Origin of the sequence: Clostridium thermarum, assembly GCF_006351925.1 — a bacterium.
GTDB classification, from domain to species: Bacteria; Bacillota; Clostridia; order Clostridiales; family Clostridiaceae; genus Clostridium_AU; species Clostridium_AU thermarum.
On the sequence record NZ_CP040924.1, the window covers coordinates 3351257 to 3373890 of the forward strand.

Annotated in this window: 21 protein-coding genes, 2 tRNA genes and 1 other annotated feature; all 23 genes read right to left on the bottom strand. The window is 37.3% G+C overall.

Annotation, left to right across the window (positions count from 1 at the left end; translation table 11 throughout):
• Positions 1 to 9 precede the first annotated feature (9 nt).
• Positions 10 to 639, bottom strand: coding sequence for a 50S ribosomal protein L3 (rplC, locus tag FHY60_RS15420; RefSeq protein WP_139905872.1), 630 nt, complete (start codon positions 637 to 639; stop codon positions 10 to 12).
• Positions 640 to 714: 75 nt separating this feature from the next.
• The gene (gene rpsJ, locus FHY60_RS15425; protein WP_139905873.1) at positions 715 to 1023 is read right to left on the bottom strand and encodes a 30S ribosomal protein S10; all 309 of its coding nucleotides are present in this window, start codon (positions 1021 to 1023) and stop codon (positions 715 to 717) included.
• A gap of 486 nt (positions 1024 to 1509) precedes the next feature.
• On the bottom strand, positions 1510 to 2703 hold the full coding sequence (tuf, locus tag FHY60_RS15430; protein ID WP_139905874.1) for an elongation factor Tu: 1194 nt from the start codon (positions 2701 to 2703) through the stop codon (positions 1510 to 1512).
• An 85-nt stretch (positions 2704 to 2788) separates the two neighbouring features.
• On the bottom strand, positions 2789 to 4852 hold the full coding sequence (gene fusA, locus FHY60_RS15435; protein WP_139905875.1) for an elongation factor G: 2064 nt from the start codon (positions 4850 to 4852) through the stop codon (positions 2789 to 2791).
• 70 nt (positions 4853 to 4922) lie between these two features.
• Entirely contained in the window at positions 4923 to 5393 is a 471-nt protein-coding gene (gene rpsG, locus FHY60_RS15440) for a 30S ribosomal protein S7 (RefSeq protein WP_139905876.1), read from the bottom strand.
• Between the two features lie 140 nt (positions 5394 to 5533).
• Positions 5534 to 5911, bottom strand: coding sequence for a 30S ribosomal protein S12 (gene rpsL / locus FHY60_RS15445; RefSeq protein ID WP_139905877.1), 378 nt, complete (start codon positions 5909 to 5911; stop codon positions 5534 to 5536).
• A 55-nt stretch (positions 5912 to 5966) separates the two neighbouring features.
• A complete protein-coding gene (locus FHY60_RS15450) occupies positions 5967 to 6212 on the bottom strand; it encodes a ribosomal L7Ae/L30e/S12e/Gadd45 family protein (RefSeq protein WP_139905878.1) in 246 nt (81 codons plus the stop codon).
• A 134-nt stretch (positions 6213 to 6346) separates the two neighbouring features.
• Positions 6347 to 9883 (bottom strand): DNA-directed RNA polymerase subunit beta', encoded by a 3537-nt coding sequence (gene rpoC / locus FHY60_RS15455; RefSeq protein ID WP_139905879.1) that lies wholly within the window; start codon positions 9881 to 9883, stop codon positions 6347 to 6349.
• A 22-nt stretch (positions 9884 to 9905) separates the two neighbouring features.
• Complete coding sequence (gene rpoB / locus FHY60_RS15460; RefSeq protein WP_139905880.1) at positions 9906 to 13607, bottom strand: DNA-directed RNA polymerase subunit beta; 3702 nt, start codon at positions 13605 to 13607, stop codon at positions 9906 to 9908.
• 250 nt (positions 13608 to 13857) lie between these two features.
• A complete protein-coding gene (gene rplL / locus FHY60_RS15465) occupies positions 13858 to 14226 on the bottom strand; it encodes a 50S ribosomal protein L7/L12 (protein WP_139905881.1) in 369 nt (122 codons plus the stop codon).
• Positions 14227 to 14256: 30 nt separating this feature from the next.
• Positions 14257 to 14754: a 50S ribosomal protein L10 gene (gene rplJ / locus FHY60_RS15470; protein WP_139905882.1), complete on the bottom strand. Its 498-nt coding sequence runs from the start codon at positions 14752 to 14754 to the stop codon at positions 14257 to 14259.
• A gap of 34 nt (positions 14755 to 14788) precedes the next feature.
• Positions 14789 to 14920, bottom strand: a sequence feature (ribosomal protein L10 leader region).
• A gap of 38 nt (positions 14921 to 14958) precedes the next feature.
• Entirely contained in the window at positions 14959 to 15648 is a 690-nt protein-coding gene (rplA, locus tag FHY60_RS15475; protein ID WP_139905883.1) for a 50S ribosomal protein L1, read from the bottom strand.
• Positions 15649 to 15731: 83 nt separating this feature from the next.
• Positions 15732 to 16157: a 50S ribosomal protein L11 gene (gene rplK / locus FHY60_RS15480; protein ID WP_139905884.1), complete on the bottom strand. Its 426-nt coding sequence runs from the start codon at positions 16155 to 16157 to the stop codon at positions 15732 to 15734.
• Between the two features lie 85 nt (positions 16158 to 16242).
• Positions 16243 to 16764 (bottom strand): transcription termination/antitermination protein NusG, encoded by a 522-nt coding sequence (gene nusG / locus FHY60_RS15485; protein ID WP_139905885.1) that lies wholly within the window; start codon positions 16762 to 16764, stop codon positions 16243 to 16245.
• Between the two features lie 39 nt (positions 16765 to 16803).
• A complete protein-coding gene (gene secE, locus FHY60_RS15490) occupies positions 16804 to 17037 on the bottom strand; it encodes a preprotein translocase subunit SecE (RefSeq protein ID WP_139905886.1) in 234 nt (77 codons plus the stop codon).
• A gap of 43 nt (positions 17038 to 17080) precedes the next feature.
• Entirely contained in the window at positions 17081 to 17230 is a 150-nt protein-coding gene (gene rpmG, locus FHY60_RS15495; protein ID WP_139905887.1) for a 50S ribosomal protein L33, read from the bottom strand.
• Between the two features lie 163 nt (positions 17231 to 17393).
• Positions 17394 to 18587: an elongation factor Tu gene (tuf, locus tag FHY60_RS15500; protein WP_139905874.1), complete on the bottom strand. Its 1194-nt coding sequence runs from the start codon at positions 18585 to 18587 to the stop codon at positions 17394 to 17396.
• Between the two features lie 67 nt (positions 18588 to 18654).
• Positions 18655 to 18730, bottom strand: a tRNA-Thr gene (locus FHY60_RS15505).
• A gap of 6 nt (positions 18731 to 18736) precedes the next feature.
• Positions 18737 to 18810 (bottom strand) — tRNA-Gly (locus FHY60_RS15510).
• Between the two features lie 66 nt (positions 18811 to 18876).
• The gene (gene sigH / locus FHY60_RS15515) at positions 18877 to 19512 is read right to left on the bottom strand and encodes an RNA polymerase sporulation sigma factor SigH (protein WP_139906474.1); all 636 of its coding nucleotides are present in this window, start codon (positions 19510 to 19512) and stop codon (positions 18877 to 18879) included.
• Positions 19513 to 19751: 239 nt separating this feature from the next.
• Entirely contained in the window at positions 19752 to 20621 is an 870-nt protein-coding gene (gene rlmB / locus FHY60_RS15520; RefSeq protein ID WP_139906475.1) for a 23S rRNA (guanosine(2251)-2'-O)-methyltransferase RlmB, read from the bottom strand.
• Positions 20622 to 20631: 10 nt separating this feature from the next.
• The gene (locus FHY60_RS15525) at positions 20632 to 21057 is read right to left on the bottom strand and encodes a Mini-ribonuclease 3 (protein WP_139905888.1); all 426 of its coding nucleotides are present in this window, start codon (positions 21055 to 21057) and stop codon (positions 20632 to 20634) included.
• Positions 21058 to 21194: 137 nt separating this feature from the next.
• Entirely contained in the window at positions 21195 to 22595 is a 1401-nt protein-coding gene (gene cysS, locus FHY60_RS15530) for a cysteine--tRNA ligase (RefSeq protein WP_139905889.1), read from the bottom strand.
• Positions 22596 to 22634 lie beyond the last annotated feature (39 nt).

The window sequence follows — 22634 nt, forward strand, 5'->3', positions numbered from 1 at the left end:
CTTCTAAAACTAAGCCTTAACTGAATTTCTGATTACCACAACACCTTTATTTGGTCCTGGCACTCCGCCTTTTACTAATATAACATTCTTTTCAGGCATTACCTTAACTACTTCTAGGTTAAGAACTGTAGTATTTACATTTCCCATATGTCCTGGCATCTTTTTGTTCTTGAAAGTTCTTGATGGATCTGAAGAACCACCCATTGAACCAACTGCTCTGTGGAACTTAGAACCGTGAGACATTGGTCCTCTGTTAGCATTCCATCTCTTTATTGTACCTTGGAATCCCTTACCTTTTGAAACTCCAGATACATCAACCTTCTCTCCAACTTCAAATAAGTCAACCTTAATTTCTTGACCTACTTCATAACCAGATATATCTTCTAATCTAAATTCCTTAAGATGTCTCTTAACAGATACACCTGCTGTTGCAAATTGTCCCTTTGTTGGTTTGTTCACAAGACTTTCTCTTATTTCACCGAAACCAACCTTTATTGCATTATAGCCATCTTTTTCAGCAGTTTTCTTTTGAACTACAACACAGGGGCCTGCCTCTATCACTGTAACAGGCACTATTTTGCCATTAGCATCAAATATTTGAGTCATTCCAACTTTTCTACCCATTATTGCTTTTTTCATTGTTACACCTCCTAAACATATTAGCGGATCGACTTGCGATCATAATAGTTGGTAATTGCATATTACACATACCTATTAAAGTTTAATTTCAATATCTACACCAGCTGGTAAATCCAATCTCATAAGAGCGTCAACAGTCTTTGATGATGGATTTATTATATCTATCAATCTCTTATGTGTTCTGATTTCGAACTGCTCTCTGGAGTCCTTATACTTATGAGGAGCTCTTAGGATAGTAACTATATCCTTCTCTGTTGGTAGTGGCACTGGTCCAGCAACCTTAGCCCCAGTTGTTTTTGCAGTTTCAACAATTTTCTCAGCTGACTGATCTAAAATTGTGTGATCAAAAGCCTTTAATCTGATTCTGATTTTCTGTTTTGACATTTACTTTCCCTCCTTTTCATGTACGCATTACTTCTTACGCACAACAGCGGACGTTCTGTAAACCGTTCCGGGTGTTTCCACTTTAGAAACATAACAAACCAATACAGACTACCGTCGTCGGATTCTAGATCCTGACATGCTCATCAAGAATTACCCGGAAGTCCGGCAACCTCTTGATTCATCACTGTTTGCTTCGCAACTTCTTTATTATACTACAACCTTTTCTTTTTTTCAAGTATTTTTTTATGTAAAGTATTGATTTTAAAAGGTTGTAGACATTTCGAATTTGCCTTAAAATATTATACTTAAATAATAATAGTCTTGCAAGCAAAAATAAAAACTTTTCGACAAACTTCATGAAACTTCTGATATAATCACTTACTCAAATAATTGATTTTCATAGTTTTATAATAAAAGAGGATAGGGCGTCCCCTATCCTCTTTCTATCGCTTAAGCTTAATTTGCATGCAACTATAATTATAACTATTACTCTATTATCTTAGTAACAACACCTGAACCTACTGTTCTTCCGCCTTCTCTTATAGCAAATCTTAATCCTTCATCCATTGCTACTGGAGTAATTAATTCAACAGTCATGTCGATGTGGTCTCCTGGCATAACCATTTCCATTCCTTCTGGAAGTTTGATTGTTCCTGTAACGTCTGTTGTTCTGAAGTAGAACTGTGGTCTGTATCCATCAAAGAATGGTGTATGTCTTCCACCTTCTTCTTTCTTTAATACGTATACTTGACCTACGAATTTCTTGTGTGGCTGTACTGTATTTGGCTTTGCTAGAACCTGACCTCTTTCGATTTCACTTCTCTGTATACCTCTTAATAATGCTCCTATGTTATCTCCAGCTTGTGCTTCATCAAGCAGCTTTCTGAACATTTCTACTCCTGTACAAACTGTCTTCTTCTTTTCTTCGCTGAGTCCTACTATTTCTACTTCGTCACCTACGTGCAGTACTCCTCTTTCAACTCTTCCTGTTGCAACTGTTCCTCTACCAGTGATTGTGAATACATCTTCTACTGGCATTAAGAATGGCTTATCTGTTGCTCTCTGTGGTGTTGGAATGTAGCTATCTACTGCTGCCATTAACTCTTCTATGCACTTTGTAGCTTCTGGATCTGTTGGGTTTTCTAATGCTCTTAATGCTGATCCAGTTACTACCGGTATTTCATCTCCTGGGAACTTGTATTCACTTAACAAGTCTCTAACTTCCATTTCTACTAATTCAAGTAGTTCTGGATCGTCTACCATATCTGCCTTGTTTAAGAATACTACTATATAGTCAACACCTACTCTTGATGCAAGTAATATATGTTCTCTTGTCTGTGGCATTGGACCGTCTGCTGCACTACATACTAGTATAGCACCGTCCATCTGTGCTGCTCCTGTAATCATGTTCTTTACATAGTCAGCGTGTCCTGGACAGTCAACGTGTGCATAGTGTCTGTTGTCTGTTTGATATTCAACGTGTGCTGTGTTGATTGTGATTCCTCTTTCTTTTTCTTCTGGTGCCTTATCTATTTCGTCATACTTTGTTGCCTGTGCATATCCCTTGTTTGCTAATACTGTTGTAATAGCTGCTGTTAATGTTGTCTTACCATGGTCTACGTGACCGATTGTTCCAATGTTAACATGTGGTTTGCTTCTTTCAAATTTTGCCTTTGCCATATGGTTTTTCCTCCTCGCAATCTAATATTTATTCTATGTAACATCTGTAGGTATAAGTTTACCTACAGATGCTTTTATTTTACTATTATTTCTTTCCAAGAATTTGCTCTTGAATGTTCTTTGGAACTTCTTCATTATGATCGAAGACCATTGTGTAAACTCCTCTACCTTGAGTTCTAGATCTAAGAGCTGTAGCATAACCGAACATCTCTGCTAGTGGTACCATTGCTCTTATAACTTGAGCACCGGCCCTAGCTTCCATTCCTTCTATTCTTCCTCTTCTTGAGTTAAGGTCACCCATAACATCACCCATGTATTCTTCTGGCACTGTTACTTCAACTTTCATGACAGGCTCTAGAAGTACAGGGTCTGCTTTAGCCATAGCGTTCTTGAACGCCATAGATCCAGCTATCTTAAAAGCCATTTCTGATGAGTCTACATCATGATAGGATCCATCATAAAGCTTAACCTTGAAGTTAAGAACAGGATATCCGCCAAGTATACCACTCTGAGCTGCCTCTTGAATACCTGCATCGATTGGAGCAATATATTCTTTTGGAATTACTCCTCCTACGATAGCATTTTCAAATTCGTATTCTCCATCATGTGGTGTTAGTTCAATCCAGCAGTGACCGTACTGACCTCTACCACCTGATTGTCTAACAAACTTACCTTCAGCCTTAACTTGCTTTCTGATAGTTTCTTTGTATGCAACCTGTGGAGCACCAACATTACATTCTACTTTGAATTCTCTTTGAAGTCTGTCAACTATAATTTCAAGATGTAGTTCACCCATACCAGCAATAATAGTCTGGCCTGTTTCTTGGTCTGTATAGGTCTTGAATGTTGGGTCTTCTTCTGCCAACTTAGCAAGAGCTATTCCCATCTTTTCCTGACCTGCTTTTGTCTTAGGCTCTATAGCTACATTGATAACTGGTTCAGGGAATTCCATTTTTTCAAGAACTATTGGATTATTCTCATCACAAAGTGTATCTCCTGTAGTTGTATCCTTAAGCCCTATAATAGCACCTATATCTCCTGCAAGCAGTTCTTCGACTTCTTGCCTGTGATTTGCATGCATCTTAACAAGTCTTCCTATTCTTTCCTTCTTACCCTTAGTAGAGTTAAGTACATAAGTACCACTCTTCATTGCACCAGAGTAAATTCTTGTAAAGGCAAGCTTTCCAATAAATGGATCTGATGCAATTTTGAAAGCTAATGCAGATAAAGGCGCTTCATCAGCTGCAGGTCTAGTATCTTCTTCTCCTGTCTCAGAATTAACTCCCTTAACATCTGGGATATCTAAAGGTGATGGAAGATAGTCAACAACGGTATCAATCATATGCTGAACACCCTTGTTTTTGTAGGATGATCCACAAACAACTGGTACTATTTGACTTGCAATAACGCCTTTTCTCAAAACAGCCTTAAGTTCTTCAACCGTTATCTCTTCACCTTCAAGATACTTCATCATCAATTCTTCATCTAGTTCCGCTATTGCCTCTATCATTGCGTTTCTGTATTCTTCTACCTTATCCTTATACTCTTCAGGGATGGCAGTTGACTCTTCAACCTTACCTAAATCATCTTTATATATAATAGCTTCATTTGTGATAAGGTCAATAATACCCTTAAATTGGTCTTCTGCACCAATTGGAAGTTGTATCGGAACTGCATTACAACGTAATCTTTCTCTAAGAGTATTAATGCACATAAAGAAGTCTGCTCCTACTGCATCCATTTTATTAACATAAACTACTCTTGGTACTCTGTACTTGTCTGCCTGCCTCCAAACAGTTTCAGTCTGAGGTTCAACTCCGCTCTTAGCATCTAATACTGTTACTGCACCATCTAATACTCTAAGTGATCTTTCAACTTCTACAGTGAAATCTACGTGTCCAGGTGTGTCTATTATATTGATACTGTGCCCCTTCCATTGGCAAGTAGTAGCGGCTGAAGTTATTGTAATACCTCTTTCCTGCTCCTGTACCATCCAGTCCATTGTAGCTCCGCCTTCATGAACTTCACCAATTTTATGAGTCTTACCAGTATAAAACAGTATACGTTCTGTTGTGGTAGTCTTACCAGCATCAATGTGCGCCATTATTCCTATATTTCTAAACTTATCTAATGGAAATTGTCTAGCCACGAATTCTCCTCCTCTCGATTAGCTTTTAAATTATACAAAACTGTTTTGGCTTAGCCAAAACAGTTTTGTATTAATATCTATAGTGAGCAAATGCCTTGTTAGCTTCAGCCATCTTATGAGTGTCTTCTCTCTTTTTAACAGCTGCGCCAGTATTATTTGCTGCGTCCATAAGTTCGTTGGCTAATTTCTCTCTCATGTACTTTTCGCCTCTTTTTCTTGCAGCAATTAATAGCCATCTTATTCCAAGTGTCTGTCTTCTTTCAGGTCTAACCTCTATTGGAACCTGATAAGTAGCTCCACCTATTCTTCTAGCTTTTACTTCAAGTAATGGCATTATGTTATTCATAGCTGTTTCGAATACTTCTAGTGGATCCTTACCAGTCTTCTGAGCTATGATTTCAAAAGCATCATAAGCGATCTTTTGAGCCACTCCTCTTTTTCCATCTTCCATTATATTGTTTATAAGCTTAGTAACAACTTTGCTGTTATATAATGGATCAGCTAATACGTCTCTCTTGGCAATATGTCCTTTTCTTGGCACTTTTCTTCCCTCCTTAACATTTAAATTTAAGTTCATCGGTACTCGACGAAGTTTCGCCGCAAAGCGCTCTGTACTCCACCAGTTAATATATAAATAATCTATATAAATGCTGAAGACATAGCACTATTTACTTTAAAAAACTACTTCTTCTTAGGTCTCTTAGCACCGTACTTGGATCTTCCCTGCATTCTGTTAGCCACTCCAGCAGAGTCTAAAGCTCCTCTAACAATGTGGTATCTAACACCAGGAAGGTCCTTAACTCTTCCACCTCTTATAAGAACAACGCTGTGCTCTTGAAGATTGTGTCCTACACCTGGGATATAAGCAGTAACTTCATATCCGTTAGTAAGTCTTACTCTCGCAATTTTTCTTAACGCTGAGTTAGGCTTCTTTGGAGTTGTAGTTTTAACTACAGTACAAACACCTCTTCTCTGAGGACATTCCTTAAGAGCTGGAGAAGCTGACTTAGTAACAACTGATTTTCTGCCCTTTCTTACTAGCTGGTTAATTGTTGGCATAATTTCACCTCCTTAGATTCTTGTTTATCAATCTATTTAAATTAGTTGATAGCATTTAAGCTTCTTTTAAAATTAAAGCTACAGCAGCTCCAACATCTATTCCGCAAAGTCTACCTAATTCTTTCATAGTATTTACATAGGTCACTTCTATAGATAAATCTTCTGCTAACTTAATTAAAGGGCTTATCAGATGTTCTTCACTGTCCTTAGCTACATACAAATGTTTGCCAAGGCCATTTTTGAGAGACTTACCAGTCTGCTTGATACCTATAACTTTCTTCCCAGAAAGCCTTTCAACCATCTAATTCACTCCTTAAAACTTATTCATAGTGAGGCAAAATTCTTGCCTCACTATTCAACTAAGCCAAAACACTATAAAAAATCACACAGAAAGTATTTTATCACTTTAAACTAAACCTGTCAATGCATTATGTGTTAAGCCTCGTTGGTATTTATTGCCTCTTCCTCCTGACTTTCAACTTCAGTATTCAATCTTACAGATCTATATCTCATCATACCGGTACCAGCAGGTATCAGCTTACCGATAATAACATTTTCTTTTAATCCTACTAATGGATCTATCTTTCCTTTAATAGCTGCATCTGTAAGTACTCTTGTTGTTTCCTGGAAGGAGGCAGCTGATAAGAAGGAGTCTGTTGCAAGGGCAGCTTTTGTTATTCCTAGAAGTGACTTTTCACCTTTAGCTTCTCCGCCACCTAGAGCTCTTACTCTTGCATTTTCTTCTTCAAAATCAAAAATATCAATCATAACACCTGGAAGAAGATCTGTATCCCCCGATTCTATAACTTTTACCTTTCTTGTCATCTGTCTAACAACTACTTCCAGATGCTTATCATTGATATCAACACCTTGAAGTCTATAAACCTTTTGTACTTCAGATAACAAGTAGTTTCTAACACCATCAATTCCTTTTATCCTCAAGATATCATGAGGATTAACGGAACCTTCAGTAATTTCATCTCCGGCAGCCACAGTATCGCCATTGGTAACTTTTAGCCTTGAACCAAAAGGTATGTCATAGCTTGCTTCTTCACCGGTTTCACTTGTTACAACAACAGTTCTCTTTTTCTTAGTTTCTTCTACTCTAACAGTACCTGCAATTTCAGTTACTATTGCAAGCCCCTTTGGCTTTCTTGCTTCGAATAATTCCTCAACTCTTGGAAGACCCTGTGTTATATCAGCACCTGCAACACCACCGGTATGGAATGTTCTCATTGTAAGCTGGGTACCAGGTTCACCTATACTTTGCGCAGCCACAATACCTACTGCTTCACCAATATTTATCTTTTGAGCTGTAGCCATGTTCATTCCATAGCACTTTGCACATACTCCAAATTTAGCTTTACATGTGAATACCGAGCGGATTTTAACCTTCTTGATACCAATTTTCTCAATCTTCTCGGCTATTTCACCGTCCATATATTCATCTTTAGGAACAATTACTTCTCCAGTTTCAGGATTTATGATATCTTCAGCGGTGTATCTTCCGGTTAATCTTTCCCTCAAGGATTCAATGATTTCATTACCTTCCTTTATTTCTGCAACTATAAAGCCTTCTTCTGAACCGCAGTCTTCTTGTCTAACTATAACATCCTGACTTACATCAACAAGTCTTCTTGTTAAGTATCCTGAGTCAGCTGTTTTTAAGGCTGTATCCGCATTACCTTTTCTAGCTCCGTGGGTTGATATGAAGTATTCCAACACTGATAGACCTTCTCTAAAGGATGCACGAATTGGCAACTCAATGATTTTACCAGAAGGATTGGCCATAAGACCTCTCATACCAGCCAACTGTTTAATCTGGCTCTTAGATCCTCTCGCACCTGAATCAGCCATCATAAATATTGGATTGAACTTATCTAGGCTATCCATAAGGGCATCAGCTACTTCCTCAGTAGTTTTAGTCCATTTGTCAATTACTCTTTCATATCTTTCGTCTTCAGAGATAAATCCTCTCTTATAGAGCTTTTCGATCTTATCAACAGTTGCGTCTGCATCCTCAAGAAGAGTCTTCTTAGCTTCTGGAACTATCATGTCTGAGGCTGCTACTGTGATTGCGCCTATAGTTGAATAATGGTATCCTTTAGCCTTTATCTTGTCTAGCATTATAGCAGTTTCTGTCGGGCCGTACTTCATATAACATCTATCAATAATCTTACCTAGGTTCTTCTTATTTACTAAAAAGTCAACTTCCAACAGGAATTCATTGCCCGAAACTGATCTATCTACAAATCCTAGATCTTGTGGTATAGATTCATTGAATATAACTTTTCCAACAGTTGTCTCTATGATACCGGATTTTTCTACACCATCTATCATTTTTCTAAGCTTAATCTTTACCTTAGCGTGAATATCAACCTCACCTAACTCATAAGCCATAATAGCTTCTTCAGGAGATGAGAACATTTTTCCTTCACCTTTTCCGCCATCCTTATCGATGGTTAGATAATAGGAACCCAATACCATATCCTGTGTAGGTACGCAAACCGGCTTTCCGTCTGAAGGCTTAAGAATGTTTCCAGCGGCCAACATTAAGAATCTTGCTTCAGCTTGTGCTTCTACAGAAAGTGGTACATGGACAGCCATCTGGTCACCATCAAAGTCCGCATTGTATGCAGTACATACTAAAGGATGTAGTTTGATAGCTCTACCTTCAACTAGTACAGGCTGGAATGCCTGTATTCCTAATCTATGCAGTGTGGGGGCACGGTTTAAAAGTACTGGATGATCTGTAATAACTTCTTCTAGTACATCCCATACTTGAGGCATTACTCTTTCAACCATTCGCTTAGCACTCTTTATGTTGTGGGCTACTCCCCCCTCGACGAGCTTTTTCATTACAAAAGGCTTAAATAATTCTAGAGCCATTTCCTTAGGTAGCCCACATTGATACATTTTTAGTTCTGGTCCAACTACTATAACAGAACGACCAGAATAGTCAACACGCTTACCAAGAAGATTCTGTCTAAATCTACCTTGCTTACCCTTTAACATATCGGAAAGCGACTTAAGTGGTCTATTTCCGGGTCCTGTTACAGGTCTACCTCTTCTTCCATTATCTATTAAAGCATCTACTGCCTCTTGAAGCATTCTTTTTTCATTTCTGACAATTATATCAGGAGCTCCTAAATCTAAAAGCTTCTTTAATCTGTTATTTCTATTAATTACTCTTCTGTATAAGTCATTTAAGTCAGAAGTAGCAAATCTGCCACCATCAAGCTGAACCATTGGTCTTAAATCTGGTGGAATAACAGGAATAACGTCAATAATCATCCATTCAGGTCTGTTTCCGGACTTTCTAAAGGATTCAACCACCTCTAGTCTCCTAATTATTCTTACCTTTTTCTGACCTGTACTTACTTTTAATTCTTCTTTTAATTCTTCTGATAATCTTTCTAGAGCAATCTCTTGTAACAGAACTTTTACAGCTTCTGCTCCCATACCTGCAGTAAAGCTGTCATCACCATATTTATCAACAGCTTCTCTATATTCCTTTTCATTTAAGAGCTGCTTCTTTAGTAATGGTGTATCCTTTGGATCTAATACGACATATGAAGCAAAGTAAAGTATTTTTTCAAGGGATCTTGGGGACATATCTAAGATTAGACCCATTCTTGAAGGTATACCTTTGAAATACCATATATGGGAGACAGGGGCAGCAAGTTCAATATGCCCCATTCTCTCTCTTCTAACCTTTGCCTTTGTGACTTCAACACCGCATCGGTCACATACTATACCTTTATATCTAACCCTTTTATACTTACCACAATGGCATTCCCAATCTTTAATTGGTCCAAATATTCTTTCGCAGAAAAGGCCATCTCTTTCAGGCTTCAATGTTCTATAATTAATAGTCTCCGGCTTCTTTACCTCACCTCTAGACCATTCTCTTATTTGCTCCGGTGACGCAAGGCCGATTTGTATAGCGTCAAAATTATTTAGTTCAAACAAGGGTTCTTCCTCCCTTCATTAATTAATGTTCATCACCAAAATCATCTAGCTCCAGTTCGTCCTGGAAATCATCCAACGGAAGTTCGTCATAATCTATATCTATATCTTCGTCGATTTCTTCATCGTTATCAAGATAATCGTCTGTAGGCGTAGGTGGTATAAGTTCCTCAGTTCCTTCAATATTAACTTCCAGATCTTCCATCTCTTCATCTACAGATTCTTTGATCTTAATTTCTTCATTAGAATCATTAAGAACCTTAACATTTAAACAAAGAGCTTGAAGTTCCTTAATTAATACCTTAAAGGATTCTGGAACACCTGGCTCAGGAATGTTTTCACCCTTAACTATAGCTTCGTACGTTTTAACTCTACCCACTACATCATCAGACTTAACTGTTAATATTTCTTGAAGAGTATGTGCAGCACCATAGGCCTCCAGTGCCCAAACTTCCATTTCGCCGAATCTTTGGCCACCAAACTGTGCTTTACCTCCAAGTGGTTGTTGAGTTACTAATGAGTATGGACCTGTTGATCTTGCGTGTATCTTATCGTCAACAAGGTGGGCCAGCTTTAATATATACATATATCCAACAGTTACTCTACTATCAAAAGGTTCTCCAGTTCTTCCATCATAGAGGACAGTCTTACCATCAATATGATAACCGGCGTTTCTTAGGCATTCTTCAATATCATCTTCAGTTGCACCGTCAAATACAGGAGTGGCTATATGCCAACCTAACTTACTTGCAGCCCAACCAAGGTGAACCTCTAAAACTTGCCCGATATTCATACGGGACGGTACACCTAGCGGATTAAGACATATCTGAAGCGGTCTACCATCTGGTAAAAATGGCATATCTTCTTCCGGAAGCACTCTGGAAATAACACCCTTATTACCATGTCTACCAGCCATTTTATCTCCAACAGAAATCTTTCTTTTCTGTGCTATATAACATCTTACTAATTGATTAACTCCAGGAGGTAACTCGTCACCATTTTCTCTTGTAAACACTTTAACATCTACAATAATACCGGCTTCACCATGGGGAACCCTCAAGGAAGTATCTCTTACTTCTCTTGCCTTTTCTCCAAAGATCGCCCTTAAAAGCCTTTCTTCGGCAGTTAATTCAGTTTCTCCCTTCGGAGTCACTTTCCCAACAAGTATATCTCCGGATCTAACTTCTGCACCAATTCTTATAATACCTCTTTCATCGATGTCCTTAAGCGCATCGTCACCAACATTTGGAATATCTCTTGTTATCTCTTCTGGTCCTAGCTTGGTATCTCTAGCCTCTGCCTCATATTCTTCTATATGAATTGAAGTAAAGACATCGTCTCTTACAAGCTCTTCAGAAATAAGCATAGCGTCTTCATAGTTATAACCTTCCCAAGTTATGAAGCCTATTCTTATGTTTTTACCAAGAGCTATTTCACCTAAATCCGTTGAAGGTCCATCAGCAAGTATTGTTCCCGCAATAACTCTCTCGCCTTTACTTACTATTGGCCTTTGATTTATACAAGTTCCTTGGTTTGATCTTTTAAACTTAAGTAGCCTGTAAACATCTATACCGCCATCTGAATCTCTCTTGATTCTAATTTCATTAGCACTTACAAAAGTTACTACACCACTGTTTTTAGCTTTTGGCAGAACACCAGAATCATATGCTGCTTTAAACTCTATACCGGTACCAACAATTGGCGCCTGTGGTTTTAGAAGCGGAACCGCCTGACGCTGCATGTTAGAACCCATGAGTGCACGGCTAGCGTCGTCATTTTCCAAGAATGGAATCATAGCTGTTGCCACAGAAACCAACTGTCTTGGAGAAACATCCATTAAATCAACATCTTCTCTGGCAACTACTAAAACATCTTCCTTATATCTAACTGTAATTCTCTTATCTATAAACCTTCCATCTTCCCCTACTGGTTCGTTGGATTGAGCTATTAGATAATGGTCTTCTTCGTCAGCTGTAAAGTATTTAATTTTATCTGTAACAACTCCGGTCTTCTTATCTACTACCCTATATGGAGTTTCAATAAAGCCATATTCATTTACTCGCGCATATGTAGCTAAGGAGTTGATTAATCCTATATTAGGTCCTTCAGGAGTTTCTATAGGACACATTCTACCATAATGTGAATGGTGAACGTCTCTTACTTCAAATCCTGCTCTTTCTCTTGATAATCCACCTGGTCCTAGCGCAGATAATCTTCTCTTATGAGTTAATTCTGAAAGTGGATTTGTCTGATCCATGAATTGTGATAACTGTGAACTACCAAAGAATTCCTTGATAGCAGCTGCAACAGGTCTTATATTTATCAGAACCTGAGGAGTTATACCTTCCTGATCCTGTATAGTCATTCTCTCTTTGACAACTCTTTCCATCCTTGAAAGACCTATTCTAAACTGGTTCTGAAGTAGTTCTCCCACAGATCTTAGTCTTCTATTACCAAGATGGTCAATATCGTCAACATTACCAATATTATAAGTTAATCCTATTTCATAGCTGATTGTTGCATAGATATCATCCCTAATTATATGCTTTGGTATTAATCTATGAATATTCTTTCTTATTTCTTCCTTAATAATAGCTTCATCATCGTAATTGTCCAATATCTCTTTTAAAGTAGGATAATGAACATATTCTCTTATATTCAAGTCGCTAATATCAAACGGTACAACGTTATGTATGTTAACAAAATAATTGCCAATTACTTTAATCCTTTTGTCATCTACAATTATATCTACAGCATTAATACCAGCATCTTGAATTTGAACAGCAACATCTCTGTCAATCTTTTCACCTTTTTGAACAAAGATCTCGCCTGTATGTGGATTCATTATGTCATCTGCTGCTATTTGATTAGCTATTCTCAGGTTTAATGCTAACTTTTTATTAAACTTGTAGCGCCCTACTCTTGAAAGATCATAACGCTTAGCGTCAAAAAATAGGGAATCTATTAAAGCTACGGCACTATCTACAGTTGGAGGTTCACCAGGCCTTAATCTCTTATAGATTTCAAGTAAGGCTTCTTCTTTTGTCTTTGTATTGTCCTTCTCTATTGTCGCCTTTAGCCTCTCCTCTTCGCCAAAAAAGCTAATGATTTCCTGGTCGCTTCCTATACCCATTGCCCTTGCTAAAATAGTAATAGGTAGTTTTCTTGTCTTATCAATTCTAACATAAATTACTTCGTTAGAATCTGTTTCATACTCAAGCCATGCTCCTCTGTTTGGTATAACCGTTGAGGAAAATAACTTCTTGCCGGACTTATCCATAGCAAAACTATAGTAAACTCCGGGAGATCTTACTAATTGGCTAACTATTACTCTTTCTGCACCATTTATTATGAATGTTCCCTGCTCTGTCATGAGAGGGAAATCCCCCATAAAAACTTCCTGTTCTTTTAATTCTCCTGTTTCTTTGTTGTAAAGCCTTACTTTAACCTTAAGTGGAGCTGCATAAGTTGCATCTCTTTCCTTGCATTCCTCAACAGAATACTTAATATTATCCATATCGAGCTTATACCCAACAAATTCCAGAACGAGATTTCCGGTGTAATCCATTATTGGATTAACGTCGTCAAATACTTCTTGAAGCCCTTCATCTAGAAACCATTTATATGAGTCTAGCTGAACTTCGATAAGATTTGGCATATCTGCCACTTCTTTTACTTTTCCGAAACTCATTCTTGTTCGTTTTCCAACTTGGACAGGATGTACCATTAGCTATCACCCCTTGTAAATACTTAAATAAAATACATTATCCCCTAGGAATTACCTAACGGATTGCACACAACCTCATTATTTTAGTATAACCATTATAATAAATTTAATTCGTCTTATAAAGACAAAAAAAATCCATATAATTATAAGTAAATTAATGCATTTTAATATATTATCACAATAGATTATTGTTGTCAATATACAACTTTAAAAAAGAGACACTTACCTAAAAGTGCCTCTTTTATTTTTACTATTTTATTTCTACTGTTGCGCCAACTTCAGCAAGTTTAGCCTTAATGTTTTCAGCTTCTTCTTTTGAAGCGCCTTCTTTTAATGTCTTAGGAGCTCCGTCAACTACTTCCTTAGCTTCCTTTAATCCTAATCCAGTTAATTCTCTAACTACTTTTATAACCTTTATCTTTTCTGAACCAGCGCTTGCTAGTATTACATCGAATTCAGTCTTTTCTTCAGCTGCTGGAGCTGCTGCACCTGCAGCACCTGCTACAGCTACTGGGGCTGCTGCGCTAACGCCGAACTCTTCCTCACATGCCTTTACTAATTCATTTAATTCTAAAACAGTCATTTCTTTTATAGCTTGAATAATTTCTGCCTTTGTCATTTATAAGACACCTCCAAATTTTCTTTTTTATTATGCGTTTTCTTTCTTTTCACTAATTGCATTTAATAAGTATGCAAGATTTGATAATGGAGCCTTGAAGCTTCCAAGAAGTTTTGAAATAAGAACTTCTCTTGATGGTATCGCAGCGATAGCTTTAATTTGTTCAGACCCATAAATCTGATTTTCAACGATACCTGCTTTTAACTCTAGCTTCTTATGATCTTTAGCAAAATCATTTAATACTCTAGCTGGAGCTGTAGCATCATCATAGCTGAAAGCCATTGAAACTGGTCCTTCAAGATAGCTTATTACTCCATCAAGACCCACCTCTTTAGCTGCTAATGTAACCATTGTATTTTTATATACTTTGTATTCAACACCAGCTTCTCTTAACTTCTTTCTTAATTCTGTATCTTCCTCTACTGTTAGCCCTTGATAATTAGCAAGTACTACACCTTGAGCCTTAGATAACTTTTCCTTTATCTCAGCAACTTTAGCTTCTTTAATAACTCTGTTCTTGTTTTCCACTGTGTGTCCACCTCCTTACGCTTCTCACAGTCCATACACAATAATAAAAGGTCCCTCGTAGACAATGAGAGACCTCAACTAACTAAATGTATCGGAACCCTCGGTAGGTAGATTTCTCGTTACGCCTTACAGCACCTACTGTCTACGGTTTATTATCGTATTTAACTTATGAAATTATATCAAACCAATAAATATATGTCAATACTATTCAAGAACCTTTATAGGGTTAATCTTAACTCCAGGTCCCATTGTGCTTGATACAACTACAGATTTAATGTATTGACCTTTTGCTGCAGCTGGCTTAGCTTTGATAAGCGCTTCCATTAGTGTGTGGAAGTTATCAACTAACTTTTCTCCACCGAATGACTTCTTACCTAGTGGTACGTGTACTATAGATGTCTTATCTACTCTGTACTCTACCTTACCAGCTTTAATTTCAGCTATAGCTTTAGCCACATCAAATGTAACTGTACCAGACTTTGGATTTGGCATTAAACCCTTAGGTCCAAGTACTCTACCTAATCTACCTACAACGCCCATCATATCTGGAGTTGCTACAACTACATCAAATCCAAACCAGTTTTCTTTTTGGATTTTGTCAACTAACTCTTCAGCTCCAACAAAATCTGCTCCTGCATCTTCTGCCTCTTTAGCCTTATCACCCTTAGCAAACACTAAAACTCTAACAGTTTTGCCTGTTCCATGAGGTAGCACTACAGCTCCTCTTACCTGCTGATCTGCATGTCTTGGATCCACTCCTAGTCTTACTGCTAATTCTATAGTTTCATCAAACTTTGCCTTAGCAGTCTTAACAGCAAGTTCCATCGCTTCAGCAGGAGAATATAAAGTACTCTTATCTACAAGCTTTGCGCTTTCAATATAATTCTTTCCCATTAATTTATCCTCCTTGTGGTATTAGCGGTTTTTACCTCCCACTTTAATTGAGAGATCACTTAACAAACTGTATAACATCATAATTATTCTTCTACTGTTATACCCATGCTTCTAGCTGTTCCAGCTATCATGCTCATCGCTGCCTCAACTGATGCTGCATTTAAATCAGGCATCTTAAGTTCAGCAATTTGTCTTAACTGAGCCTTTGTAACTTTTGCAACCTTTGTTCTGTTAGGTACAGCAGAACCACTTTCAATTCCACAAGCCTTCTTTAATAGAACTGCAGCTGGTGGTGTCTTAAGAATAAAACTGAAAGATCTGTCCTGATAAACAGTAATTACAACAGGTATAATTAATCCTGCTTGATTAGCTGTTCTTGCATTAAATTCCTTACAGAATCCCATGATATTAACACCATGTTGACCAAGAGCTGGACCAACTGGTGGAGCTGGAGTTGCTTTTCCTGCAGGAAGTTGAAGCTTTATCATTCCTGTTACTTTCTTAGCCATGTGTTTACACCTCCTATTATGTGGTTTATCGGGATAATTCCCTCCCACTTATTGAAACCCCGGTAAAAACCCAGGTTTACTAGCATTAATCGAGTTTTTCAATTTGGTTGAAATCCACTTCAATAGGGGTTTCCCTACCGAACATATCAACCAATGCCTTTGCCTTGTGCTTTTCGAGATTAATCTCTTTAATTATAGCGACAAAGTTCTCTAGCGGTCCAGAAATAATCTTCACCGTTTCACCAACCTCCAAGTCGATATCTACTGGCTTTTCAACTATACCCATAGAATCAACCTCATCATCGGTCAATGGTACTGGTTTTGATCCCGGACCAACAAATCCTGTTACACCTCTAGTATTTCTAACTACATACCAGGAATCATCATTCATAACCATTTTCACTAAAACATACCCTGGAAAAATCTTCTTTTGTGTAATTTTTTTCTTGCCATCCTTTTCTTCCACAACTTCCTCCATTGGCACCTGAACGTCATGGATTAAGTCATGTAAGTTTCTATTTTCAATAGTTTTTTCAAGATTGGCTTTTACTTTGTTTTCATAACCAGAGTACGTATGGACAACATACCATCTAGCTCTTTCACTCATACGCTTAGGAGCAGATAAACCACTCCGGCCTCCTTTTTTTTACTTTATTCCAAGTATTAAATTAAATAGATACTTGAATCCAGCATCTAAAACTACCACATATACCATATAAATCGCACATAAAGTAAACACTGTAATAGACGCTTTCTTTACATCTTTTTTTGTTGGCCATGTTATTCTTTTCGCTTCTGCCTTAAATCCTCTGAAAACACCTGTGATTGAGGCCAATACACTTTTTTTCCTTTTCTCTTTTACTCTACTCTCCACAGCCATTAAATCCACATCCTTAAAATTTATAAGACATTTTTATATGAAATTACTTTGTCTCTTTATGAGCTGTATGCTTGTGGCAAAACTTGCAGTACTTTCTCATTTCCAATCTATCAGGATCATTTTTCTTGTTCTTCATAGAATTGTAATTTCTTTGCTTGCATTCAGTGCAGGCCAATGTAATCTTAACTCTCACTATCTACACCTCCAAATTCTTATGAGTCTAACGGTGCCTTTTGCTTAATATCACTAAAATAATTTATCATATATTATATGATTATGTCAATGTTTAATACTTTCAAAAGGACCAGGTCCTGAAACCCAGTCCTATTAAATATTTGAATATACCAATTGTATTATTACTCTATTATCTTAGTAACAACACCTGAACCTACTGTTCTTCCGCCTTCTCTTATAGCAAATCTTAATCCTTCATCCATTGCTACTGGAGTAATTAATTCAACAGTCATGTCGATGTGGTCTCCTGGCATAACCATTTCCATTCCTTCTGGAAGTTTGATTGTTCCTGTAACGTCTGTTGTTCTGAAGTAGAACTGTGGTCTGTATCCATCAAAGAATGGTGTATGTCTTCCACCTTCTTCTTTCTTTAATACGTATACTTGACCTACGAATTTCTTGTGTGGCTGTACTGTATTTGGCTTTGCTAGAACCTGACCTCTTTCGATTTCACTTCTCTGTATACCTCTTAATAATGCTCCTATGTTATCTCCAGCTTGTGCTTCATCAAGTAGCTTTCTGAACATTTCTACTCCTGTACAAACTGTCTTCTTCTTTTCTTCGCTGAGTCCTACTATTTCTACTTCGTCACCTACGTGCAGTACTCCTCTTTCAACTCTTCCTGTTGCAACTGTTCCTCTACCAGTGATTGTGAATACATCTTCTACTGGCATTAAGAATGGCTTATCTGTTGCTCTCTGTGGTGTTGGAATGTAGCTATCTACTGCTGCCATTAACTCTTCTATGCACTTTGTAGCTTCTGGATCTGTTGGGTTTTCTAATGCTCTTAATGCTGATCCAGTTACTACCGGTATTTCATCTCCTGGGAACTTGTATTCACTTAACAAGTCTCTAACTTCCATTTCTACTAATTCAAGTAGTTCTGGATCGTCTACCATATCTGCCTTGTTTAAGAATACTACTATATAGTCAACACCTACTCTTGATGCAAGTAATATATGTTCTCTTGTCTGTGGCATTGGACCGTCTGCTGCACTACATACTAGTATAGCACCGTCCATCTGTGCTGCTCCTGTAATCATGTTCTTTACATAGTCAGCGTGTCCTGGACAGTCAACGTGTGCATAGTGTCTGTTGTCTGTTTGATATTCAACGTGTGCTGTGTTGATTGTGATTCCTCTTTCTTTTTCTTCTGGTGCCTTATCTATTTCGTCATACTTTGTTGCCTGTGCATATCCCTTGTTTGCTAATACTGTTGTAATAGCTGCTGTTAATGTTGTCTTACCATGGTCTACGTGACCGATTGTTCCAATGTTAACATGTGGTTTGCTTCTTTCAAATTTTGCCTTTGCCATTTGGTTTTTCCTCCTTATATATCTATAATTACAAATAAACTTTGCCTGGCGTGTTGTATGTATTAAATGGAGCCCATAACCGGGATCGAACCGGTGACCTCCACCTTACCAAGGTGACGCTCTGCCTACTGAGCTATATGGGCAATATATGGAGCGAGTGAAGGGAATCGAACCCTCGTAGCTAGCTTGGGAAGCTAGAACTCTACCATTGAGTTACACCCGCTTTTCTCTCATACATGTAACAATTAAAGATTTTACTACTGTTATTGTGATTTGTCAATATGAAATTTTATCTATTAGTTAAACATTTTTCTAATTTTCTTTTTACTCTCTGCAGTGCATTATCTATGGATTTAGCATGCCTATCAAGATCACAGGCGATTTCTTGATATGACTTACCATCAAGATATGACATGAGCACTTCCATTTCCAAATCAGAGAGCACCTCTCCGATTTCTGTTTCAATATGACTCATCTCTTCTTTGCTTATAATCAATTCTTCCGGGTCAGATACCTTTAAACTAGACAGTACGTCCAATAATGTCCTATCAGATTCCTCATCATAAATAGGTTTATTCAATGAAACATATGTATTAAGAGGTATATGTTTTTGACGGGTTGCTGTTTTTATTGCGGTTATTATTTGTCTAGTAACACATAGCTCCGCAAAAGCCTTAAAGGAAGATAGCTTGTCAGGTTTGAAATCTCTTATAGCTTTATAAAGCCCTATCATACCTTCTTGATATATATCTTCTTTGTCTGCCCCTATAAGAAAGTAAGATTTAGCTTTCGCTTTTACAAAGTTTTGATATTTATTAATCAAATATTCCTGTGCTCTGACATCACCTTTTTTCGCCTCTATTACCACTTCTTCGTCAAGTTTGTCACCAAAGTTTGTAAACGTTTTTAAGCACCTTCCCCGCATTTCCAAAGGTCTCCCCCCCAGCTTTTCATATGTCACCTCTTAGATTATACCGTATATTAAAAGTATAAGTCAAGATAATTCAACGGTTTCTGCTAATTTTCTCAACTTCTTCCAACACCTTTTATATGTTATTTTTAAAGTTAATTTTTTCTTATTCATATTTTTTTCTCATACATTTCTAAACCACAAAAATATCTTCCATAGGATAAAAACTCCAAGGAAGATATTTTAATTTCCAACTATAGTCTGCTTTTTAACACTTCATACATGATTATTCCAGCTGCCACTGACGCATTCAATGAGTTTACATTACCTTTCATCGGTATCTTAATAATCTTATCGCATTTTTCCTTAGTAAGTCTGGATATACCTCTTCCCTCACTGCCTATAACTAATGCAACAGCTCCTTTGAAAGATGTCTGATAGCAAAACTCTTCCCCATCCATGTCAGCACCATATACCCAAACCCCGCTCTCTTTTAAATTCTCAATTGCAGTATTGATGTTTGTAACCTTCGCAATTTTAACATATTCTACCGCCCCTACGCTTGACTTGTAAACAGAAGCCGTGACTCCTACATTTCTTCTTTTAGGAATTACTATTCCATGGGCACCACAAACTTCAGCGGTTCTAATTATTGACCCTAAATTATGAGGATCTTCTATTTCATCTAATAAAACAATAAACGGATCCTCTCTCTTTTCTTTGGCATATTGAAGTATATCCTCCAATTCACAGTAACTATAGGGTGTTGTTTGAGCTATTACACCTTGGTGACTTCCTGTGGAAGACATTGCATCCAGTTTTCTTCTGTCTACCTCTTTTACAACTATGCCCTTCTCTTTAGCCAGCGCCAATATTACATTTACTGCGCCCTCTAAATCCCCTTTAGCCAACAGTATCTGTTCAATGGTTCTGCCACCTCTAAGGGCCTCTATTACCGCATTTCTACCTTCAATTAAATCTTCTCTTATAACAACATTATTCTCCTCAACAGCTCTGGAATGTGATCTTTCCCTTTTAAAATCCGACCTTTCTCTACTATCCTTAAGATTCCTAGTTTCTCTTCTATCTCTGGCGTCATCTTTTTTATTTGGTCCTTTGGTCATCCTCATATAATCACTCCTTAGTAACTTTTTTATCATTAAATATTATGTTCATAAATAGCTCAAGTCTATCAATTTGCGCTGTTATGTATAAATATCCTAGCAAAGCCTCAAAACCTGTAGCTGTTCTATAATCTGATACGCTGGTATTTTTGGGCATAGTAGGTGATTTTGCATTCCGCCCTTTTTTAAAAACTTGCATTTCTTCTTCAGTGAAATGCTCTTCCAATTTTCTGACAAAAGCACATTGTGAACTAGCCTTCACATAGGAGATAGCCTTCACATGCAACTTGTGGGCAGATAAATTAGTATTATTTATCAACAGGTGTTCTCTTACCATCACCTCAAAAACGGCGTCTCCTATATATGCTAATGCCAGACTGTTCATCCTTCTGGCTTCATCTATTGTGAACTTTCTCCCTGTATAGCTAAAAATCATTTTTCTTCTCCTTAATAAACAAAGTCATCAGACTAGAATTTACTATACATTACTTTTGAAGCAAATTCAATACTGACAAAAGGGTTAAGCTAACTAAATATAACATAATTAGCATAACCCTTTTAACAAAAATTATATTACTGCTTAATAAACCATCTTACTCCCTGTGGGGTGTCTTCCAACACTATTCCTCTAACCTTTAAGTCATCTCTTATCTTATCAGCCAGGGCCCAATTCTTCTCTTTTCTTGCCTTTTGTCTTTCTTCAATGAGCTTCTCAACCTCTTCTTCCAAAGTTACTTTTGTAGACTTTTGCAGTATTCCTAGAGGAGAGCCTAATTCTCTAATGATAGCCAATGACTTTTCTATAATAGCCTTTGAAGATTCTGGAGAAATATTTATATTAATATCCCTAATTAAATCAAATATCACTGAGATAGCGTCTGCTGTGTTAAAGTCATCGTCCATCTTCTCAATATATTTGTCTCTATATGAAATTAGAGTTTCCACAAAAGCCTTTTCCTTTTCTTGCAATTCCTCTAACTTAACCTCTTCTAGAAGTCTTTCTAAGTTTCCTATAGTATTATAAAGTCTTTCAACTGATGCTCTAGCAGAATCAAGCAGTTCTATGCTGAAGTTCATTTGAGTTCTGTAATGTCCTGACAGCATAAAGAATCGTACAACATCAGAATCGTACCTTTCAAGTATCTCTCTTACAGTAAAGAAGTTGTTTAGTGATTTAGACATCTTCTGATTATTTACATTAATAAACGCCGCATGCATCCAATACCTTGCAAATTCAGTATTATTTCTGCATTCACTTTGTGCAATCTCATTTTCATGGTGAGGGAATATTAAGTCAGTACCCCCAGCATGAATATCTATAGTTTTTCCTAGAAGCTTATCAGCCATGCAGGAGCATTCAATATGCCAACCTGGTCTCCCTAGTCCCCACGGACTTTCCCAAGCAGGTTCTCCTGGCTTCTGCTTTTTCCATACAGCAAAATCCATCGGATCCTTTTTTCTATCATCTACGTCTATTCTTGCCCCTGCCTGCAAGTCTTCAAGGTTCTGCCCTGAAAGCTTACCATATTCATTAAATTTCTTGGTACTAAAATACACATCTCCATCTACTTCATAAGCATAGCCCTTTTCTATCAAGTCCTGGACAAAAACAATAATCTCATCAATAAACTGGGTAGCTCTTGGATTTACAGTAGCTCTCTTGATATTTAGCCCATCCGCATCCTTATAATATTCGCTAATATATCTATCTCCTAATTCCTTAACCGTAGTAGCTTCCTCATTAGCTCTTTTTATCATCTTGTCATCTATATCTGTAAAATTTTGAACAAACTTAACTTTGTATCCCCTATACTCTAAATACCTTCTTATGGTGTCAAAGACAATAAAAGTTCTAGCATTGCCTATGTGAAATAAATTATATACAGTAGGTCCACATACGTACATGCTAACCTCGCCCTCCTTTAGAGGTACAAACTCCTCTTTTGTCCTCTTTAGGGTATTATAAATCTTCATTCTATACCTCCCTATCTGATTATTACATAATGCACTTAT